This is a genomic window from [Clostridium] aminophilum DSM 10710 (assembly GCF_000711825.1).
Taxonomy (GTDB): Bacteria; Bacillota; Clostridia; order Lachnospirales; family Lachnospiraceae; genus Clostridium_R; species Clostridium_R aminophilum.
Genome location: NZ_JONJ01000009.1, coordinates 17,647 through 32,120, shown reverse-complemented (window position 1 = coordinate 32,120; position 14,474 = coordinate 17,647). Strand labels below are relative to the sequence as shown.

12 protein-coding genes are annotated in these 14,474 nt (G+C 36.7%); all 12 read left to right on the top strand.

All coding sequences use genetic code 11. The annotated features are described in order from the left end of the window. Nucleotides 1-31: 31 nt before the first annotated feature. The 12 genes from BR86_RS0107490 to BR86_RS0107435 all read left to right on the top strand — a co-directional run bounded on the left by BR86_RS0107490 (nucleotide 32) and on the right by BR86_RS0107435 (nucleotide 14,442). Nucleotides 32-1,198, top strand: coding sequence for a polysaccharide pyruvyl transferase family protein (locus BR86_RS0107490; protein WP_031472664.1), 1,167 nt, complete (start codon nucleotides 32-34; stop codon nucleotides 1,196-1,198). Nucleotides 1,199-1,215: 17 nt separating this feature from the next. Further along, nucleotides 1,216-1,815, top strand: a complete 600-nt coding sequence (locus BR86_RS0107485; RefSeq protein WP_051684668.1) for an acyltransferase — start codon at nucleotides 1,216-1,218, stop codon at nucleotides 1,813-1,815. Between the two features lie 92 nt (nucleotides 1,816-1,907). Beyond that, entirely contained in the window at nucleotides 1,908-3,125 is a 1,218-nt protein-coding gene (locus tag BR86_RS0107480) for a Coenzyme F420 hydrogenase/dehydrogenase, beta subunit C-terminal domain (protein WP_051684667.1), read from the top strand. A 92-nt stretch (nucleotides 3,126-3,217) separates the two neighbouring features. Next, the gene (locus tag BR86_RS0107475) at nucleotides 3,218-4,600 is read left to right on the top strand and encodes a hypothetical protein (RefSeq protein WP_031472658.1); all 1,383 of its coding nucleotides are present in this window, start codon (nucleotides 3,218-3,220) and stop codon (nucleotides 4,598-4,600) included. A 72-nt stretch (nucleotides 4,601-4,672) separates the two neighbouring features. Further along, complete coding sequence (locus BR86_RS0107470; protein WP_031472656.1) at nucleotides 4,673-5,611, top strand: glycosyltransferase; 939 nt, start codon at nucleotides 4,673-4,675, stop codon at nucleotides 5,609-5,611. Between the two features lie 35 nt (nucleotides 5,612-5,646). Further along, entirely contained in the window at nucleotides 5,647-6,777 is a 1,131-nt protein-coding gene (locus BR86_RS0107465; RefSeq protein ID WP_031472654.1) for a polysaccharide pyruvyl transferase family protein, read from the top strand. 143 nt (nucleotides 6,778-6,920) lie between these two features. Continuing rightward, complete coding sequence (locus BR86_RS0107460) at nucleotides 6,921-8,330, top strand: lipopolysaccharide biosynthesis protein (protein WP_031472652.1); 1,410 nt, start codon at nucleotides 6,921-6,923, stop codon at nucleotides 8,328-8,330. Between the two features lie 9 nt (nucleotides 8,331-8,339). After that, the gene (locus tag BR86_RS0107455; protein WP_143099345.1) at nucleotides 8,340-9,323 is read left to right on the top strand and encodes a Coenzyme F420 hydrogenase/dehydrogenase, beta subunit C-terminal domain; all 984 of its coding nucleotides are present in this window, start codon (nucleotides 8,340-8,342) and stop codon (nucleotides 9,321-9,323) included. A gap of 180 nt (nucleotides 9,324-9,503) precedes the next feature. Then, the gene (locus BR86_RS0107450; protein WP_031472648.1) at nucleotides 9,504-12,089 is read left to right on the top strand and encodes a CotH kinase family protein; all 2,586 of its coding nucleotides are present in this window, start codon (nucleotides 9,504-9,506) and stop codon (nucleotides 12,087-12,089) included. Nucleotides 12,090-12,321: 232 nt separating this feature from the next. Continuing rightward, nucleotides 12,322-13,011: a carbohydrate-binding domain-containing protein gene (locus BR86_RS0107445; protein ID WP_161767292.1), complete on the top strand. Its 690-nt coding sequence runs from the start codon at nucleotides 12,322-12,324 to the stop codon at nucleotides 13,009-13,011. Beyond that, the gene (locus BR86_RS0107440; RefSeq protein ID WP_051684666.1) at nucleotides 13,001-13,750 is read left to right on the top strand and encodes a polyphosphate polymerase domain-containing protein; all 750 of its coding nucleotides are present in this window, start codon (nucleotides 13,001-13,003) and stop codon (nucleotides 13,748-13,750) included. The genes BR86_RS0107445 and BR86_RS0107440 overlap by 11 nt, the downstream gene beginning before the upstream one ends. A 20-nt stretch (nucleotides 13,751-13,770) precedes the next feature. Then, nucleotides 13,771-14,442 (top strand): DUF4956 domain-containing protein, encoded by a 672-nt coding sequence (locus BR86_RS0107435; protein ID WP_031472642.1) that lies wholly within the window; start codon nucleotides 13,771-13,773, stop codon nucleotides 14,440-14,442. Nucleotides 14,443-14,474 lie beyond the last annotated feature (32 nt).

Sequence of the window (14,474 nt, the reverse complement as noted above, 5' to 3'; positions counted from 1 at the left end):
GAAATATAAGATTTGATCAATGGGGGTACTAATGGATAAAGTGGGATTAGCGGTATGCTATGACACAAAAAACTTTGGCAGTCAGTTACAGGTTTTAGCCACAGTGAAGATGGTTGAAGAACTGGGATATGATTCAGAAATTATCCGATACAAGAAGAAGCTCACCCCTCGTTTTATTCTGCAAACCATTCCACGATTAATGGATGTATCATTCATAAAAGTCAAGCTGGCAGCAAAGAAAAAGAAAAAGGTTATTAAAAGATATCCTGAGGTATATAAAAATGTGACCATGAGAAATGAACGGTTTGATGGCTTTGTAAAAGAATACTTTACGAATCTTTCGAAACCTTATAATGGGTGGGAAACATTAGTAAAAGAAACAGCAAGGAACTATAATTTATTCCTTTGTGGAAGCGATCAGCTCTGGTTGCCTCACAACCTGGGAAGTCATTTTTATACGCTTGAATTTGCACCTGATAATAAGCCGAAAATTGCATATGCAACAAGTTTTGGTGTTAGTGATATTCCATCTAGATATAGAACAGGTTTTACTAAGTTTTTGAAGAGATTTCAGGCATTGAGTACGAGAGAACTTGCTGGTCAGAAAATCATTAAGGACTTGATAGGGAAAACTACTCAGGTGGTTTGCGATCCAACACTTCTGTTCGATGCCGATGGATGGGGCAAAATGATTCCGGACCGTCGAGTGGTTGAGGAGCCTTATGTATTTTGCTATTTTTTGGGAACAAATGAAGACCATAGAAAGGCCGCAGAGGAATTTAAGAACAAAACCGGTTTGAAGTTAGTGACATGTCCATTTCTGGACAATTTCATTGAAAGGGATCTAAAATTCGGAGATATTCAGATGTTTGACATGGATGCAGCAGATTTTGTCAATTTGATAAGACATGCTGAGTTCATTTTAACAGATTCCTTCCATGGTTCAGTTTTTAGTATTCTTCATCATAAGAGGTTTTTGACATTTAACAGATTTCATGCAGGGGTAAATTCTCGTAACAGTAGAATTGATAGTCTGTGTACATTGTTAGGGTTAAGCAATAGACGATATGACGGAGATGTGATGGCGGTTCAAGGACTAATTGATTATTCGAGAGTGGAGAATAGGGTGAATATTTTGAGAAACGAATCGATTGAATATCTGCGTACCGCATTGGAAACTACTAGAATTGATAAATGAAATGTAGGAGAGAAAAGGTGAATAATTATTCAGATCTGTCGCTATCAGTTAGCAAATCGTATATGCGAAAAGCGAAATTAGAAGTGTTAGAAAGAGCATGGTTTTTTTTAATTCCTACTGCACAGCAACGTGTAAAATGGCTTAGAAAAAAAGGAAAACTGGCTCTTCTTGGTGAGCATGTACATTGGCAGCCAAGAAAATATCCGACAGATGGTAATAGACTAAAAATTCACGATAACGTGGCAATTGCAGCAAATGTAGAATTTACGATGCATGATATTATTCATTGGGTTTTTGATGGAATGGCTGGTAAGCGTGAAAATACGGAATATATAGGGTGTATAGAAGTACATGAAAATGTGTTTATCGGAGCAGGCACAAGAGTTTTGCCTAACGTATCAATAGGACCGAATGCAATTGTTGCAGCAGGCAGTCTTGTAAATCGTGATGTACCGCCGGGAACAATTGTGGGCGGAGTACCAGCCAAGGTAATAGGTTCTTTTGATGATTTTAAACGGACTCGAGATGAGTACACAAAAAAGTATTGTTCATTAAATAAAGCGGAGAAAATCGAAAAAGCATGGCAAGAGTTTGATGAAAAGCATAAAGTCAACTGATATGGCAGTGCAAAAGAATTTTTATTTCGCTTGAACAGAAGCATTGTTTCAGTTGAAAAGGATGTTTTGAAATTATTGAAAAGACGTAAACAATGATAGAGATAGTTAATAAAGATAAGTGCTGTGGATGTACCGCATGTTACAGTATTTGCCCGAAAAAATGTATAGATATGAAACCGGACGAAGAAGGGTTTCTGTATCCCGTGGTAGACACAGATCAGTGTACTGGATGCAATGCTTGTGATAGAGTCTGTCCGATACAAAATATTGGGGGATCTGAGAAGAAAGAAAGCCTCTATGTTGCTGTACAGTATAAGGATGAAAAAAAACGTCAGATAAGTACAGCCGGAGGAGCATTCTCTTGGATTGCGGATTATATTTTACAACAGGGGGGAGTAGTGTCTGCTGTAGGATATGATAATATGATTGTTTGTCATAAACTCTGCGACAATACAAAGGCTCTTTCTGAGTTACGGGGATCAAAATATGTTCAAAGCGACCTAAACGATACTTTTCGCAAGATCAAAGAATTAGTTGCCCAAGGAAAGGTAGTTTTATTTGTTGGAACTCCATGTCAGGTTTATGGCCTAAAAAATGTGGTTGGACATATAGATAATCTTTACACAATAGACTTGTTATGTTTAGGTGTATCGTCTCCTAAATTGTTTGCTGAGTGGATTAAGTACTTAAACAAGAAATATAAGACTCAAGTAACAAACGTTCAGTTTAGAAACAAACATTATGGATATTCAACTCCGAATGTAAGAGTATTCTTTAGCAATGGTAAAGAAATGGATCAAAAGTATGATAGTCGTGTTCATGCAAATCTTTTCTTTAGACATTTAAATGTTAGACCATCTTGCTATGAATGTGTGTTCAGAGAAGTTCCAAGAGTCAGTGATTTTACAATTGGTGACTTTAATGAAATAGCTTCTGTCAATAAAGCAATGGATGACGATAAAGGGACTACGAAACTATGGGCACATACAGATAAAGGGAAGTACTTGCTGAAAGAGATAGAAGGAAGAGCCAACATAAAGGTTATTCAAGAGAATAATACCAATATTGTTGGTGGACCCCAAAAGCAGATAATACGGCCGGTGATGAGAGCGTTTTTTTTCAAAGATTCGATAGATATGGATTATTATTCGCTTGTAACCAAATGGGAACCAAGGAGATTGAAAGGCGAAATTGCTGGAGTAATAAGACCGCTTATTAATAGGTTGCCATTTAAAGCGATGATCTTTAAATATCTGCGCAGAAAAAAGATGCGAAATTACCTAAAAAATGTGTCAGACTTAAACAAGTGAGTGTAAAAAGTGTATATAGATAAGTCATTACAGGTTAAATAAAAATTCATATTTAAAGCCAGATTTCAGTTCGTTGAAAGAGAGATTTTTTGATGATACCTACAGCAGAAGGACGAGTTCGCAGGTTGCGTAAACATAATATATTTGACACGAGAATATCAAGGAAATTTTATTGCAAACCAACTTTTTGGATTTCCTTCTTGATAATATTTAATTGTATATATAAGTCTTTTATACATATCATAGATGCTCCGGAGTCAATTGCATATGTGAGTGATATAGCTTGGATTGCGTTGATGGTAATGCTGTTTAAAGATGAAAGAAGAAGTAACATAAACATAGAAGGCTTGAATTGGATAAAGCGAATTACTGCATTACTATTTATCGAAACATTGATTGGCTATTTTATACATTTGTATAATCCCTTCGTTTTCTTATGGGGCTTTAGAACTTTTTTTAGGTTTTTTATTTTTTTTATAGCGTGTATTAGGTTTGCCAAAGTGGAAACCATTAAAAAAATGGTTAGGTCTTTGGAAATCTTCCTGTATGTCAATTTTGTGGCTTGTGTATTTGAGTACCTTCTTGGATATGGATTTGATTCAGTAACAGGGTTGTATAGCACAGGTAAAACTGTAGCAGGTGGTACAGCGGGACTGAATGTGCTCATGTGTATTGTATGTGCTTACACATTAATAAAGTACGTATATAAAGAAATCAGCCTGTTAAGAATGAGTATTCCCATTTTGTTGTGTTTATTCATGGCAGCAATTGGCGAAATGAAAGCTTTTTATTTTGAATTTATCCTAATTGCATTTTGGTGTGTAATGCTCACCAGATTCACGACAAAAAAAATATTGCTTGTAGTTACGGCAGTTGCTCTTGTGGCTATCGGTTTTGCATTGTACTCCAGATACTTTGGCCATAAGAACACTATCTATTCTATGGCGGCGATGCTTTCATATGCAGGAGCAGACGGCTCAACTTATGGACAACATTTGCTGAATAGAACTACTGCGATTCCATTTATGTTAAATAATTTTTTGACGGATCCTTTCAAAAAAATGTTTGGCTTAGGGTTAGGCTATGCCGATAATGTCAGTACAGATTTTTTATCAAGTGGATTTAATAAACAGTATAGTATATTAGGATATCACTATTTTTTCTCATCACTTGAAATTACCAATATAGGTATCGTTGGATTGGGTCTTTATTATGCATTAGTTGTTTTCATTTTTATTTTTTCGAGAAAAGAAAAAAATAATATACCAACCCGGTATCAGAAGTATTTTGTTCTTACTGAAGTTGTATGTATATTAGTCGTTTTCTTGACTTTCTATAACCAGTCACTGATTTTAGATACAGCTGCTTTTAATATTTACATGCTTATGTCAATACCATTTGTGATTAAACGAGATTGGAACATGGGAAAAAACTGGCTTCATAATAGTTTAATTAAGAAATCTGCGAATCATTGAGTATATAGACATATGCTGAGACACAGAGGGTAAATAAACATAGTAGTTGAGAATGTATGAGGAAAAGCATTTATGAAAGTTTCAGTAATCATACCAATTTATAATGGGAAAAACTTCATTGAAGACTGTTGTTTCCAACTTGCTTCTCAGACATTAAGGGACGATATGGAGTTTATTCTTGTTAATGATGGTTCTACAGATGGATCTGGCGAGATTTGTGATTTAATGAGCGCAAAGTATCATAATTGCAAAGTAGTCCACCAAATAAATAAAGGAGTTTCTGCTGCTCGAAACAGTGGATTAGCGATAGCCACAGGTGAATATATTGGGTTTGTAGACGTTGATGATCAGTTTGATACAGACATGTACGAATGTATGTTAAAGTATGCTGATGCAGAAAAACTGGATATTGTTTCTATGGAACAAGGTAAGATCCATGGACATGAGCTTGTTTATAATGATGTTGATGAATGGATGAATGCCTTTTTCTTGTCGACAATAGGTATGTCGGTATGCAGCAAACTATTTAGAAAGAGTATTATTCCAGACGATTTGTTTCCGGAAGGAAAGAGGATTCATGAGGACTTGTACGCAACGTATATTGCTTTAACACGAGCATGTAAAGTTGGAATTCTTAATGTGAATAAATATCACTATATTCATAGAGAAGGTTCAAGCAGTAGAGTGAAGGTGTTTAGCGAGAAATACTTAGATGCCATAGATATTGCGGATAAAATCTATCAGGATGCAAAAACTCACTTTCCTAACGAAACAGATAGCAATGAAGCGCGTAAGGCTAGAACATATCTGAGGATATCTAAAATTTACTTTTTACGGGGAGCACCAGAGGAATATCGACAGAGAATAAATAAATTGAAAGAGTACTTAAGCGGATTAGATAAGACTAAGCTTAATTTATATTATAAGAAAAATGATCTTATAAGGTATCAGTTGTATCTGAATGCGATGCCAGTATTTCTTATCCTTGTAAAAACGATAGATAGAAAATAAGTGTTAGTATTTAAAAGTGGAGTTTAGTATTTAAAATGAACATCTCTTTAATTACTTTTAGCAGAGCAAAGAATTATGGTGGCATCTTACAAGCTTATGCATTATTTAAGTTCCTTGAAAATGATGGTCATGGTGTACAGTTTATTGATTATATTCCTGAACGCAGCAATATATATAATCCCAAACAATTTGTGAAAAGGAGCACATCACGAAGCCGTCTGTGGGGCAAGAATGCTATTACAAGATTCCTATGGGAAAAATTGTATTTTGATAAAATAAAGAAAGACTATTTGAAATTTTTTTATTTTATTGAAAAAGAGTGTGCATTTTCTACTCGGTATTTTTCATATGATGAATTGGTAGAAAATCCACCAATTTCGGATCTGTATTTGGTAGGAAGTGATCAGGTTTGGAATAGCGATTATACTACTAAAAAACAACTTGATTTACCATTCTACCTTACTTTTACGAAAGCAAAAAAAATATCTTACGCATCCAGTTTTGGTAATGGGATTATACCGGATAGTCACAAGAATAGTGTCAGAGAATACATTTCCGAATTTTCTCACGTATCAGTCAGAGAAGAAAGTGGGAAGTCCATACTTGGAGAATTGGGAATCAGGGCGGAGGTTGTACTGGATCCTACAATGCTGTTTGACCAAGAATTTTGGCTGAAAAAATGCAATAAACCAATTATAGAGGGAACATATTTACTTCTTTATCAGGTACGGTTTGATAAAAAGGTTTATGAAACAGCTAAATATTTTGCCCGAAAGATGGGGATGAAGATTGTAATCCTTTCTATGAATCGTGCGGATATCATAAAATATGGTTCGTCAATCGTTATGACACCAGATGTTGAAGACTGGTTATCGTATATCAAAAATGCATCATTTGTGTATACAGATTCTTTTCATGCAACAGTTTTTTCAATATTGTTCCATGTACCATTTGTTGTGAATTCTGCTTCGAGACAGAAAATGTCATCAAGAATTTCAAATCTCTTAGACCTTATTGAATTGGATAATAGAGAGATGAAAGACTTTGATGTAGAAAAAGGATATTTAAAATTTGGACAAACCATCGATTGGGAAAAAACAGATAGACTAATCCAGATGGAGCGTGAGCGCTCGATCAATTGGCTGAGAAATGCATTGGAAAAATAAACGAGGATAGCAAGAACGCTTGAAACAAGATCATGAGAAAGCAGTATTAGCCGGGGGCTGAAAAGATTGTGAAATTTACTCAACCGTATTGAAAGTAAGACATTGTAATCGTTTAATCAAATCGAGAGGTTAATATCATTTGGATGAGTAGTAGTAAAAAAAATAAGGCTCTATTAACGGGAACAATTACCTATGCAATAGGCAGCTTTGGAACGAAGTTTCTGAACTTCTTGATTGTTCCTCTATATACATACTTTATTCTTCCGGAAGATTTGGGAGACTATGATCTTCTTGTAACAACAGTAAGTTTGATGTCTCCGTTGTTAACAATGAAGATTTCAGATGCTGCATACAGATGGATTATTAAAGAAAAAGGCAATGAGATACCATATATTTCAGCAACATATAAATTATTGCTGAGGAATTGTTTACTATGTTCGCTCGTACTAATAGGAATTAACTTCTTTATTCCGGTATGGCACTGCTATTATTTTATTGCAATTCTGGTTGGAGACAGGATCCTGGAATGTTTGCAGAAGCTGCTTCGAGGACTGAAAAATCAGATACTTTTCGCTTCATCGGGTTTATTTCATACTACAGTATTAGTTGGACTGAATTTCTACAAGGTTTGTATTCTTAAACAAGGTGTTATAGCACTCCTTCAGAGCAATGCGATAAGTCTTTATGCAACAATCGTACTGATCTTGATTCTTGAAAAGCGTTTAAGAAAAGTTGATTTCAAACCAAATTACAAACAGCACCAGATAGACATGCTTCATTATTCGATCCCACTTGTTCCTTCCGCATTAAGCTGGTGGGTTATGGGGGCTTCGGATCGTTACGTAGTTCGAATGTTCATTAATAGTGCCGCTAATGGAATTTATTCTGTGGCACATAAGTTCCCTTCAATTTTACAGGTCATTTTCCAAATGTTTAATAATGCATGGACAGATATGGCGTTAGCTGAATTGGGAAAAAGCGAGCAGTCCGAAGAATATACTAAGAAAGTGTTTCAACAGTTGTACAAATTATCGTTTGGAATGGTCTTTGTATTAATTCCATTAACAAAACTTGCGATGAATGTTATCTTAAGCGACTCCTATAAGGTAGCATCAATTTACACCGGATTTCTTTATCTTGGAACGGTATTTCAAGGCTTTTCTTCATTTAGCAGTATCGGATATCTGCAAGGAAAGAAAACCGGTGGAGCTGCCAAGACGAGTGTGTATGGCGCAGTTGTAAATCTGGGAATCGATTTGATTTGTATTAAATTCATTGGATTATTTGCAGCGGCACTATCCACATTTGTTGGCTTTTTTGTAATGTGGGTTACAAGAATGAAGGATATCAGAGAAGTCTTTCCGATACGAGTTAATTGGAAAGTGTTCGGAGCGTATTTAATCACGGGGATTGTATTAGCAATTGGGGTTATCTGGACCAATAATACGGTTGATATAATTTTGTCATTGATAGCGGGGATGTTTTTCTTTTTGGATAATAGGAATAGTTTAAAACAAGTTTTTCAAATGGTAAAGCGAAGGAAGAAAGTGTAGGAATGAATGATGAATTCTGTTATTGCATCATATGGATGTAATTCAAGAGACAATGATATAAGATATGAGAGCTCTTCTGGCGGAATATTTTCAGTTTTAGCTGAGTATTATCTAAAGAATGGTGGAGTTGTCTACGGAACAGCTATGTCTGAAGATTGTAAGGAAGCTGTTTACAGAAGAGTTGATCAGATAGCGGACTTGTCGTGTCTTAGAGGCTCCAAGTATTTGCAGAGCAAAATAGGGGATACATTCAGACAGGTACTTGATGATCTTCAGTGTGGTGTTCAAGTTATGTTCTCCGGTTGTCCATGTCAGATTAATGGATTGAAGTTATTTCTTGGAAAAGAGTATGAGAATCTCTTCTGTATGGATATTATCTGCCACGGAGTGCCATCGCCGGAATTATGGAAAAGATATGCGGAATATTTTGAAACGAAAAACCATGCCGTTTTAAAAAAAGTGAATTTCAGAAGCAAGAAACATAGCTGGAATGATTTTGGATTGATGCATGACTCCGACATGAAACAATGGTTTTCGCCCAATAAAGAAAATCCTTACATGCAGATGTTCCTAAAGAACTATGTTTTAAGACCATCATGTTATGAATGTGGATCAAAAAGCTACAGAACTGCAGATATTTCGATTGGTGATTTCTGGGGTGTGGAGAATGTACTCCCGGAATTAAATGATTATAAGGGAACATCTCTTGTCTTAATTCGTTCTGAAAAGGGAGCCAATATATTTGAAGGTATAAAAGGGCAGATAATATATGCATCTTGTGAATACGAGCAAGCTGTAAAAAGAAATTCAGCTGAATACCAATCTGCTGTTAGGCCAGTACAGAGGGATGACTTTTTCATAGATATGAGAAAACTATCTTTTGCAAGATTAGAAAGAAAGTATTTGGGGTCGCCAATAAAACGCAAAGTCAAGAAAATTGCTAAAAGAATAATTGGGGTCATGAATAGTCAAACATTATTTGATTCGATGTAAGTGGTATACCACCATCATCGAAAGTGAGTCTAGCGCAAGTTTCTGCTCTTGCTCTTATAGGAAATTGTGATAATTTTACAAATATAATTCGATTTTTTGCGAATGTTCAAAAGAATAGATAATAACCAAAAATGCACAAGAGCTTTTTATAGCTGGCAGAAAGGGGAATATACAAAACAGATGGAGAAAATTATTTTGATTCTGTTAGTTGCTCATTTGGTGTCTATCATAATTATGGAGTTGGTAATCTATAGTTTTCCGTTTCAAAACCAGAAAGACTGGAAACGTTCACTGACTATCGGTACTCCTGTCAATATTCTTTTCAATTTTCTCTTGTTCTTTATATCGTTTAATGTATTCTTTTCGGATGGTTTGTTTTTGACTATCAAAAATCTGCTTACATTAAAATGTTCTTATCAGGATATTACAAGGCTTTCAACTTCATGTCTTGTTTCGGTAACAATTTCCACCGTAATTTCCGGGGCGGCTTATCAGTATGTAAAAAAGCATTGTGACACAGCTAAAAAATTTAGGTATCGTTCACCTTTGCTGTTTTTATTTATGATAACGCTTATTCCCATTATGATTGGGTATCAACTTTCCAGAACGGGGGCTGACTTTATTTCGATTAATGAAGTATGTCGAAAAACAATAGCAAAACCAAATTTCGGAGATCGTGATGGGGATAATGATGTCAGCTATGTTGTGATAAAAAACGACGGAGAGCTTGCTTTTGATGCGGACAAATTGTTTCTTTCAGCTAATGGGGATGACTTGCGGTATATCCGTGTAAGCGGTGGTAGAATTCATTCCGGTGATACCTATACATGTCTGATGGAAGATGATGAAGGGATGGATATAAAAAAGAAAGGCGGCACCATTGTATATCTTTCAGATGTAGAAGGGAAAATCCTGGATAGTATTGTTGTGCCAGCGTTAGCTCGTGATGAAAGCTATCAGAAGAACAGTGACGGCTGGGCGGTAGTGCGTTTATCAGAGGAAGTTTCTGAACTTCTCGAAGCAGCAGCGCCTGTTTTTTCGGCAGACAGTGGTTTTTACGAATCTGATTTTTATCTTTCACTCAGTGCAGAGGAGGGAGAAACTATCTACTATACCTTGGATTGTAGTGACCCAACGGTGGAATCTGATTGTTATAGCCAACCGATTCATGTATATGACAAAAGCAGTGAGCCCAATATATTCCGTTCGATACAGAATGTTCAGGAAGAGTACAAACAAAAGGAAGAGATTGGGAAAGATCCGGTAGATAAGGCTTTTGTTGTACGTGCCATGGCTGTGGATAAGGAAGGGAATCAAAGTAAGACGATAACCAAGACATTTTGGGTTGATTTAGAAAAGTATAAAGATAAAACAGTAATATCGCTTGTTACAGATCCTAGGAATCTTTTTGATGAGGAAAACGGAATATATGTAAATGGTCAGCAATATGAAGAGTGGTACAATCAATCCCTTGAGGAAGATATGCAGCCTGATGAAAAGGAGATTAAAACAGATGGGCCAATTCCCAACTATATGCAAAGAGGTGAAGAATGGGAAAGGATTGCAAACTTTGAGATTATAAACGATTCAGGAGTAATGTTGAATCAGCCTGTTGGAATTAGAATTCAAGGCGCGTCTACTCGTGCTCGTGGACTAAAGCGTTTTTCCATCTATTCCAGAAAAAAGTATAGTGGCAGTAAATGGTTTGATTCACCTGTCATTAACGATAAACCGAATCATTCTTTCGTGTTAAGAGAAGGCTTTAAGAATGCATTTGTTCCGTCGCTTGTAGAAGACAGGGATGTCGGGATACAGCATGGAATGCCGGTAGAAGTTTTTTTGGATGGCGAATATTGGTACTCCGTTTATTTGCTTGAAAAATACAGTGATTCATATTTTCATGAGTATTACCAGTTAAACTCTGATAATATCCAACTTGTTAAGAATAAAACCGATCCAAATTTACTGCGTATCATTGATGCCGGATATTCAAGTGATGAGGAAGCATATTCACAGATTAATTCTGTAATGGATATACAGAGTTATATAGACTATATCTGTATCAATGCTTATGTGGATAATGAAGATATGTATGAACAGTGGAACTGCCTCACTTGGAAGAGTGGTGTTAAGGAAGATGCGGAATATGGTGATACACGGTGGCGGTGGCTGTTATATGATTTGGATTTGGGGTGGAATTCAAGGTTAAGAGATCATACATCAAATGATATACCTTGGCAGGTTAACACATTTACTCTTGGCCCAGCGATTGGTCGTAAAGCTGATCCTACAATGATAAACCAGCCACTTTACAAAGGGTTACGTAAAAACTCAATCTTTTGCCGAAATTTGGTTCTTACATTTATGGATATCGTTAACACGGATTTTCGAAAAGAACACGTACAGCAAAAGCTGGAAGAATTTGGAAACACAAGTCCGAAGATTACTGATTTTTTCACATATCGCTCTGAATATATAGTTCCTTATATGGCAGAGGAGTTTGAACTGAAGGGTTCACAGGAAACGGTAACGCTTACATCAAACAGGACGGGGAGACCGATTAAGCTAAACACCATACAGCCGGAGATTCAGGACGAATGGTCGGGAACTTATTTTACGGATTATCCGGTTACAGTAATAGCCACAGATGAGGGGTTCGACCATTGGGAAATTACTGCAAATGAAATTACTACGAAGTATTATGATGAAACATTAGATGTACCTATTGTGAAGGGAGGGGTGAAGATTAATGCGATATTCCAGTAGTCCATTGGAACCGTTTTATTTTTTGTATAGGAAACATCGGGGGTTCGGGCGAGTTCTTATCTTATTGATTCTAATTCTTGTCCTGTTCGTTTGTTGGAGAATCGGAAGCTCACATGAATCCCAAAAAGATGCATACCGATATGTCAATGTTCCAATGACTGAGACAGATTTTCAGAGTCAGTTATCTTATCTCCAAATCACTGATTTGGATCAGGTGGTTGAAGGCACAGATATGAAGATAATGAGCTTTGATAACAGCATTGAAAATGTGGAAATAAGTGAGGGAGGAGATTACCTGCTTTCCGGAAAGCTTACAGGGATGATTCATATTGATGCGAAGGAACAGAATGTTCATTTGCTTTTAAACGGTCTGGAACTGGTTTCCAAATCCGGCCCCGCTATTTACTGCGAAAATGCCGATAAGCTCATTATTACCGTGGTTGATGGAACAGAGAATACCATTTCCGATTCCGGTGATTATCGTAAATATGATGATTTGGAATCCTGTATATATTCTGTTTGTGATATGACATTCAATGGAATGGGATCCTTGAAAGTTAACGGTTACTATAAGGATGCGGTTCATTCAAAGGATCTTGTAAAGATATTGGGAGGAAGGTATACACTTAAGTGCAAGCGTACGGCTATTCATGGAAATGATGGGATTCTTGTAAACGATGGTGAGTTTATGATTTCTACTGAAAAGAATGCTTTTAAGACAACGAAGAGTGGAGCGGATGGGCGTGGAAGCCTGATCGTTTCCGGTGGCGAAATGAACATTATAGCCGGCAGATATGCGTTTGTTACAACAAAAGCCAATCTTTATCTCTATGATTGCAAAATTCAGAGTCGTAGCATTGTTGGCACTTATAACATAGGGGGTTTGAGAAAAGTTCAGTTGGGGTGCGTAGATGAGCGTTGAAACAGTTGCGGAGACCGGAAAACAGACCAGAGTTTCTTCGAGCCGCTATGGAAATGTGAAAAGATGGCGTCATGAATATAAGTATTTGATAGACGCAAAGCAGGAAGGCATTTTGCTCGTTAAGGCAATGGGGGTTTTGTCCAGAGACCCGCATGTCCGGGGGGATGGAACTTATCTGATCAGGTCTTTATATTTTGACGATATGAATGATACCTGCCTTGCAGAGAACCTTTCCGGCGCTGATCCCCGATCAAAGTTTAGAATCAGATACTATAATTTCGATACGGAACGTATTGTGCTGGAGAAGAAGATCAAAAGCCACGGAATGTGTATGAAGGAATCCTGCAGTTTAACAAAAGAAGAGTGTTACACCCTGATGCACGGAGGTTTTCCGATCATCTTAGACGATATGTCGGAAGAAAAGAAAAAGTTATTGTCCGAATTGGAAATAAGGGGACTGTTTCCTAAAACTATTGTTACATATGAGAGGGTTCCGTTCATATACAGTGGTGGAAATGTCAGAGTCACATTTGACAGAAAAATCACCTCATCTGAGGATATAGACCTTTTTTTGACAGATAATTACAAACAACGCCCTGTTCTTCCGTGTGGATATTGCGTGCTGGAAGTGAAATGGGACGAGGTCATGCCACTGCATATCAAAGATGCTTTAAGAATCAAGAGGTTGGAGTGGACAGCTTTTAGCAAGTACTATATGTGCAGAAAATTTCATCAATAACAGCGAAAGAGGGTTAGATTATGAATCTCATTGAAACAATCGAAAAAGCATTTCTTGAAGGATATGCAACAAGTGATCTTGATATTACAACCATGTTTCTGTGTGCGGGTTTTACGGCGCTGATTTCACTGTATATTTGCCTGATTTATAAGATGTTTAATAAAAACTCTTTTTTTGACAGAAGCTTTCATTTGGCATTGTTTGGTTTGTCAGTTATTACATCGATGGTCATTTTAACGATTCAGTCAAACATCGTTGTATCACTTGGTATGGTTGGTGCGTTATCTATTGTACGTTTCAGAACTGCCATAAAGAATCCTATGGATCTGGTATTTTTGTTCTGGAGCATTTCCATTGGTATCGTTTGCGGAGCCGGCTATGCCATGATTGCAGTTATAGGATCTATTATTATTACAATAGGCATTATTCTCTTTTCTATTCTTCCTGAGGAAAGAGAAAGTCTTATTTTGGTAGTGAACAGCAGCTCATACAACGAAGAAGAGATAATCAAAGCTGTTGATCAATGTTGTCGGAGTTGGAAGGTCAGAGCGAGAAATGTTGGGCAGACTAACGTCAATCTGGCCATAGAGGTAAAAACAATGCATCCTCACACATTGGTAGAGACTATTTCTGAATTGGAATCTGTTACTTCTACGAGTTTACTTGAACATGATGGTGATGTAACAGCTTAATGCAGGCGTTTAATAGCAAGATTGGAAAGAAA

Coding starts and splice junctions, on each gene's coding strand:
- BR86_RS0107465 (WP_031472654.1), top strand. CDS start 5,647: ATGAACATCTCTTTAATTACTTTTAGCAGAGCAAAGAATTATGGTGGC.
- BR86_RS0107470 (WP_031472656.1), top strand. CDS start 4,673: ATGAAAGTTTCAGTAATCATACCAATTTATAATGGGAAAAACTTCATT.
- BR86_RS0107455 (WP_143099345.1), top strand. CDS start 8,340: ATGAATTCTGTTATTGCATCATATGGATGTAATTCAAGAGACAATGAT.
- BR86_RS0107480 (WP_051684667.1), top strand. CDS start 1,908: ATGATAGAGATAGTTAATAAAGATAAGTGCTGTGGATGTACCGCATGT.
- BR86_RS0107490 (WP_031472664.1), top strand. CDS start 32: ATGGATAAAGTGGGATTAGCGGTATGCTATGACACAAAAAACTTTGGC.
- BR86_RS0107460 (WP_031472652.1), top strand. CDS start 6,921: ATGAGTAGTAGTAAAAAAAATAAGGCTCTATTAACGGGAACAATTACC.
- BR86_RS0107475 (WP_031472658.1), top strand. CDS start 3,218: ATGATACCTACAGCAGAAGGACGAGTTCGCAGGTTGCGTAAACATAAT.
- BR86_RS0107450 (WP_031472648.1), top strand. CDS start 9,504: ATGGAGAAAATTATTTTGATTCTGTTAGTTGCTCATTTGGTGTCTATC.
- BR86_RS0107440 (WP_051684666.1), top strand. CDS start 13,001: ATGAGCGTTGAAACAGTTGCGGAGACCGGAAAACAGACCAGAGTTTCT.
- BR86_RS0107445 (WP_161767292.1), top strand. CDS start 12,322: ATGAAGATAATGAGCTTTGATAACAGCATTGAAAATGTGGAAATAAGT.
- BR86_RS0107435 (WP_031472642.1), top strand. CDS start 13,771: ATGAATCTCATTGAAACAATCGAAAAAGCATTTCTTGAAGGATATGCA.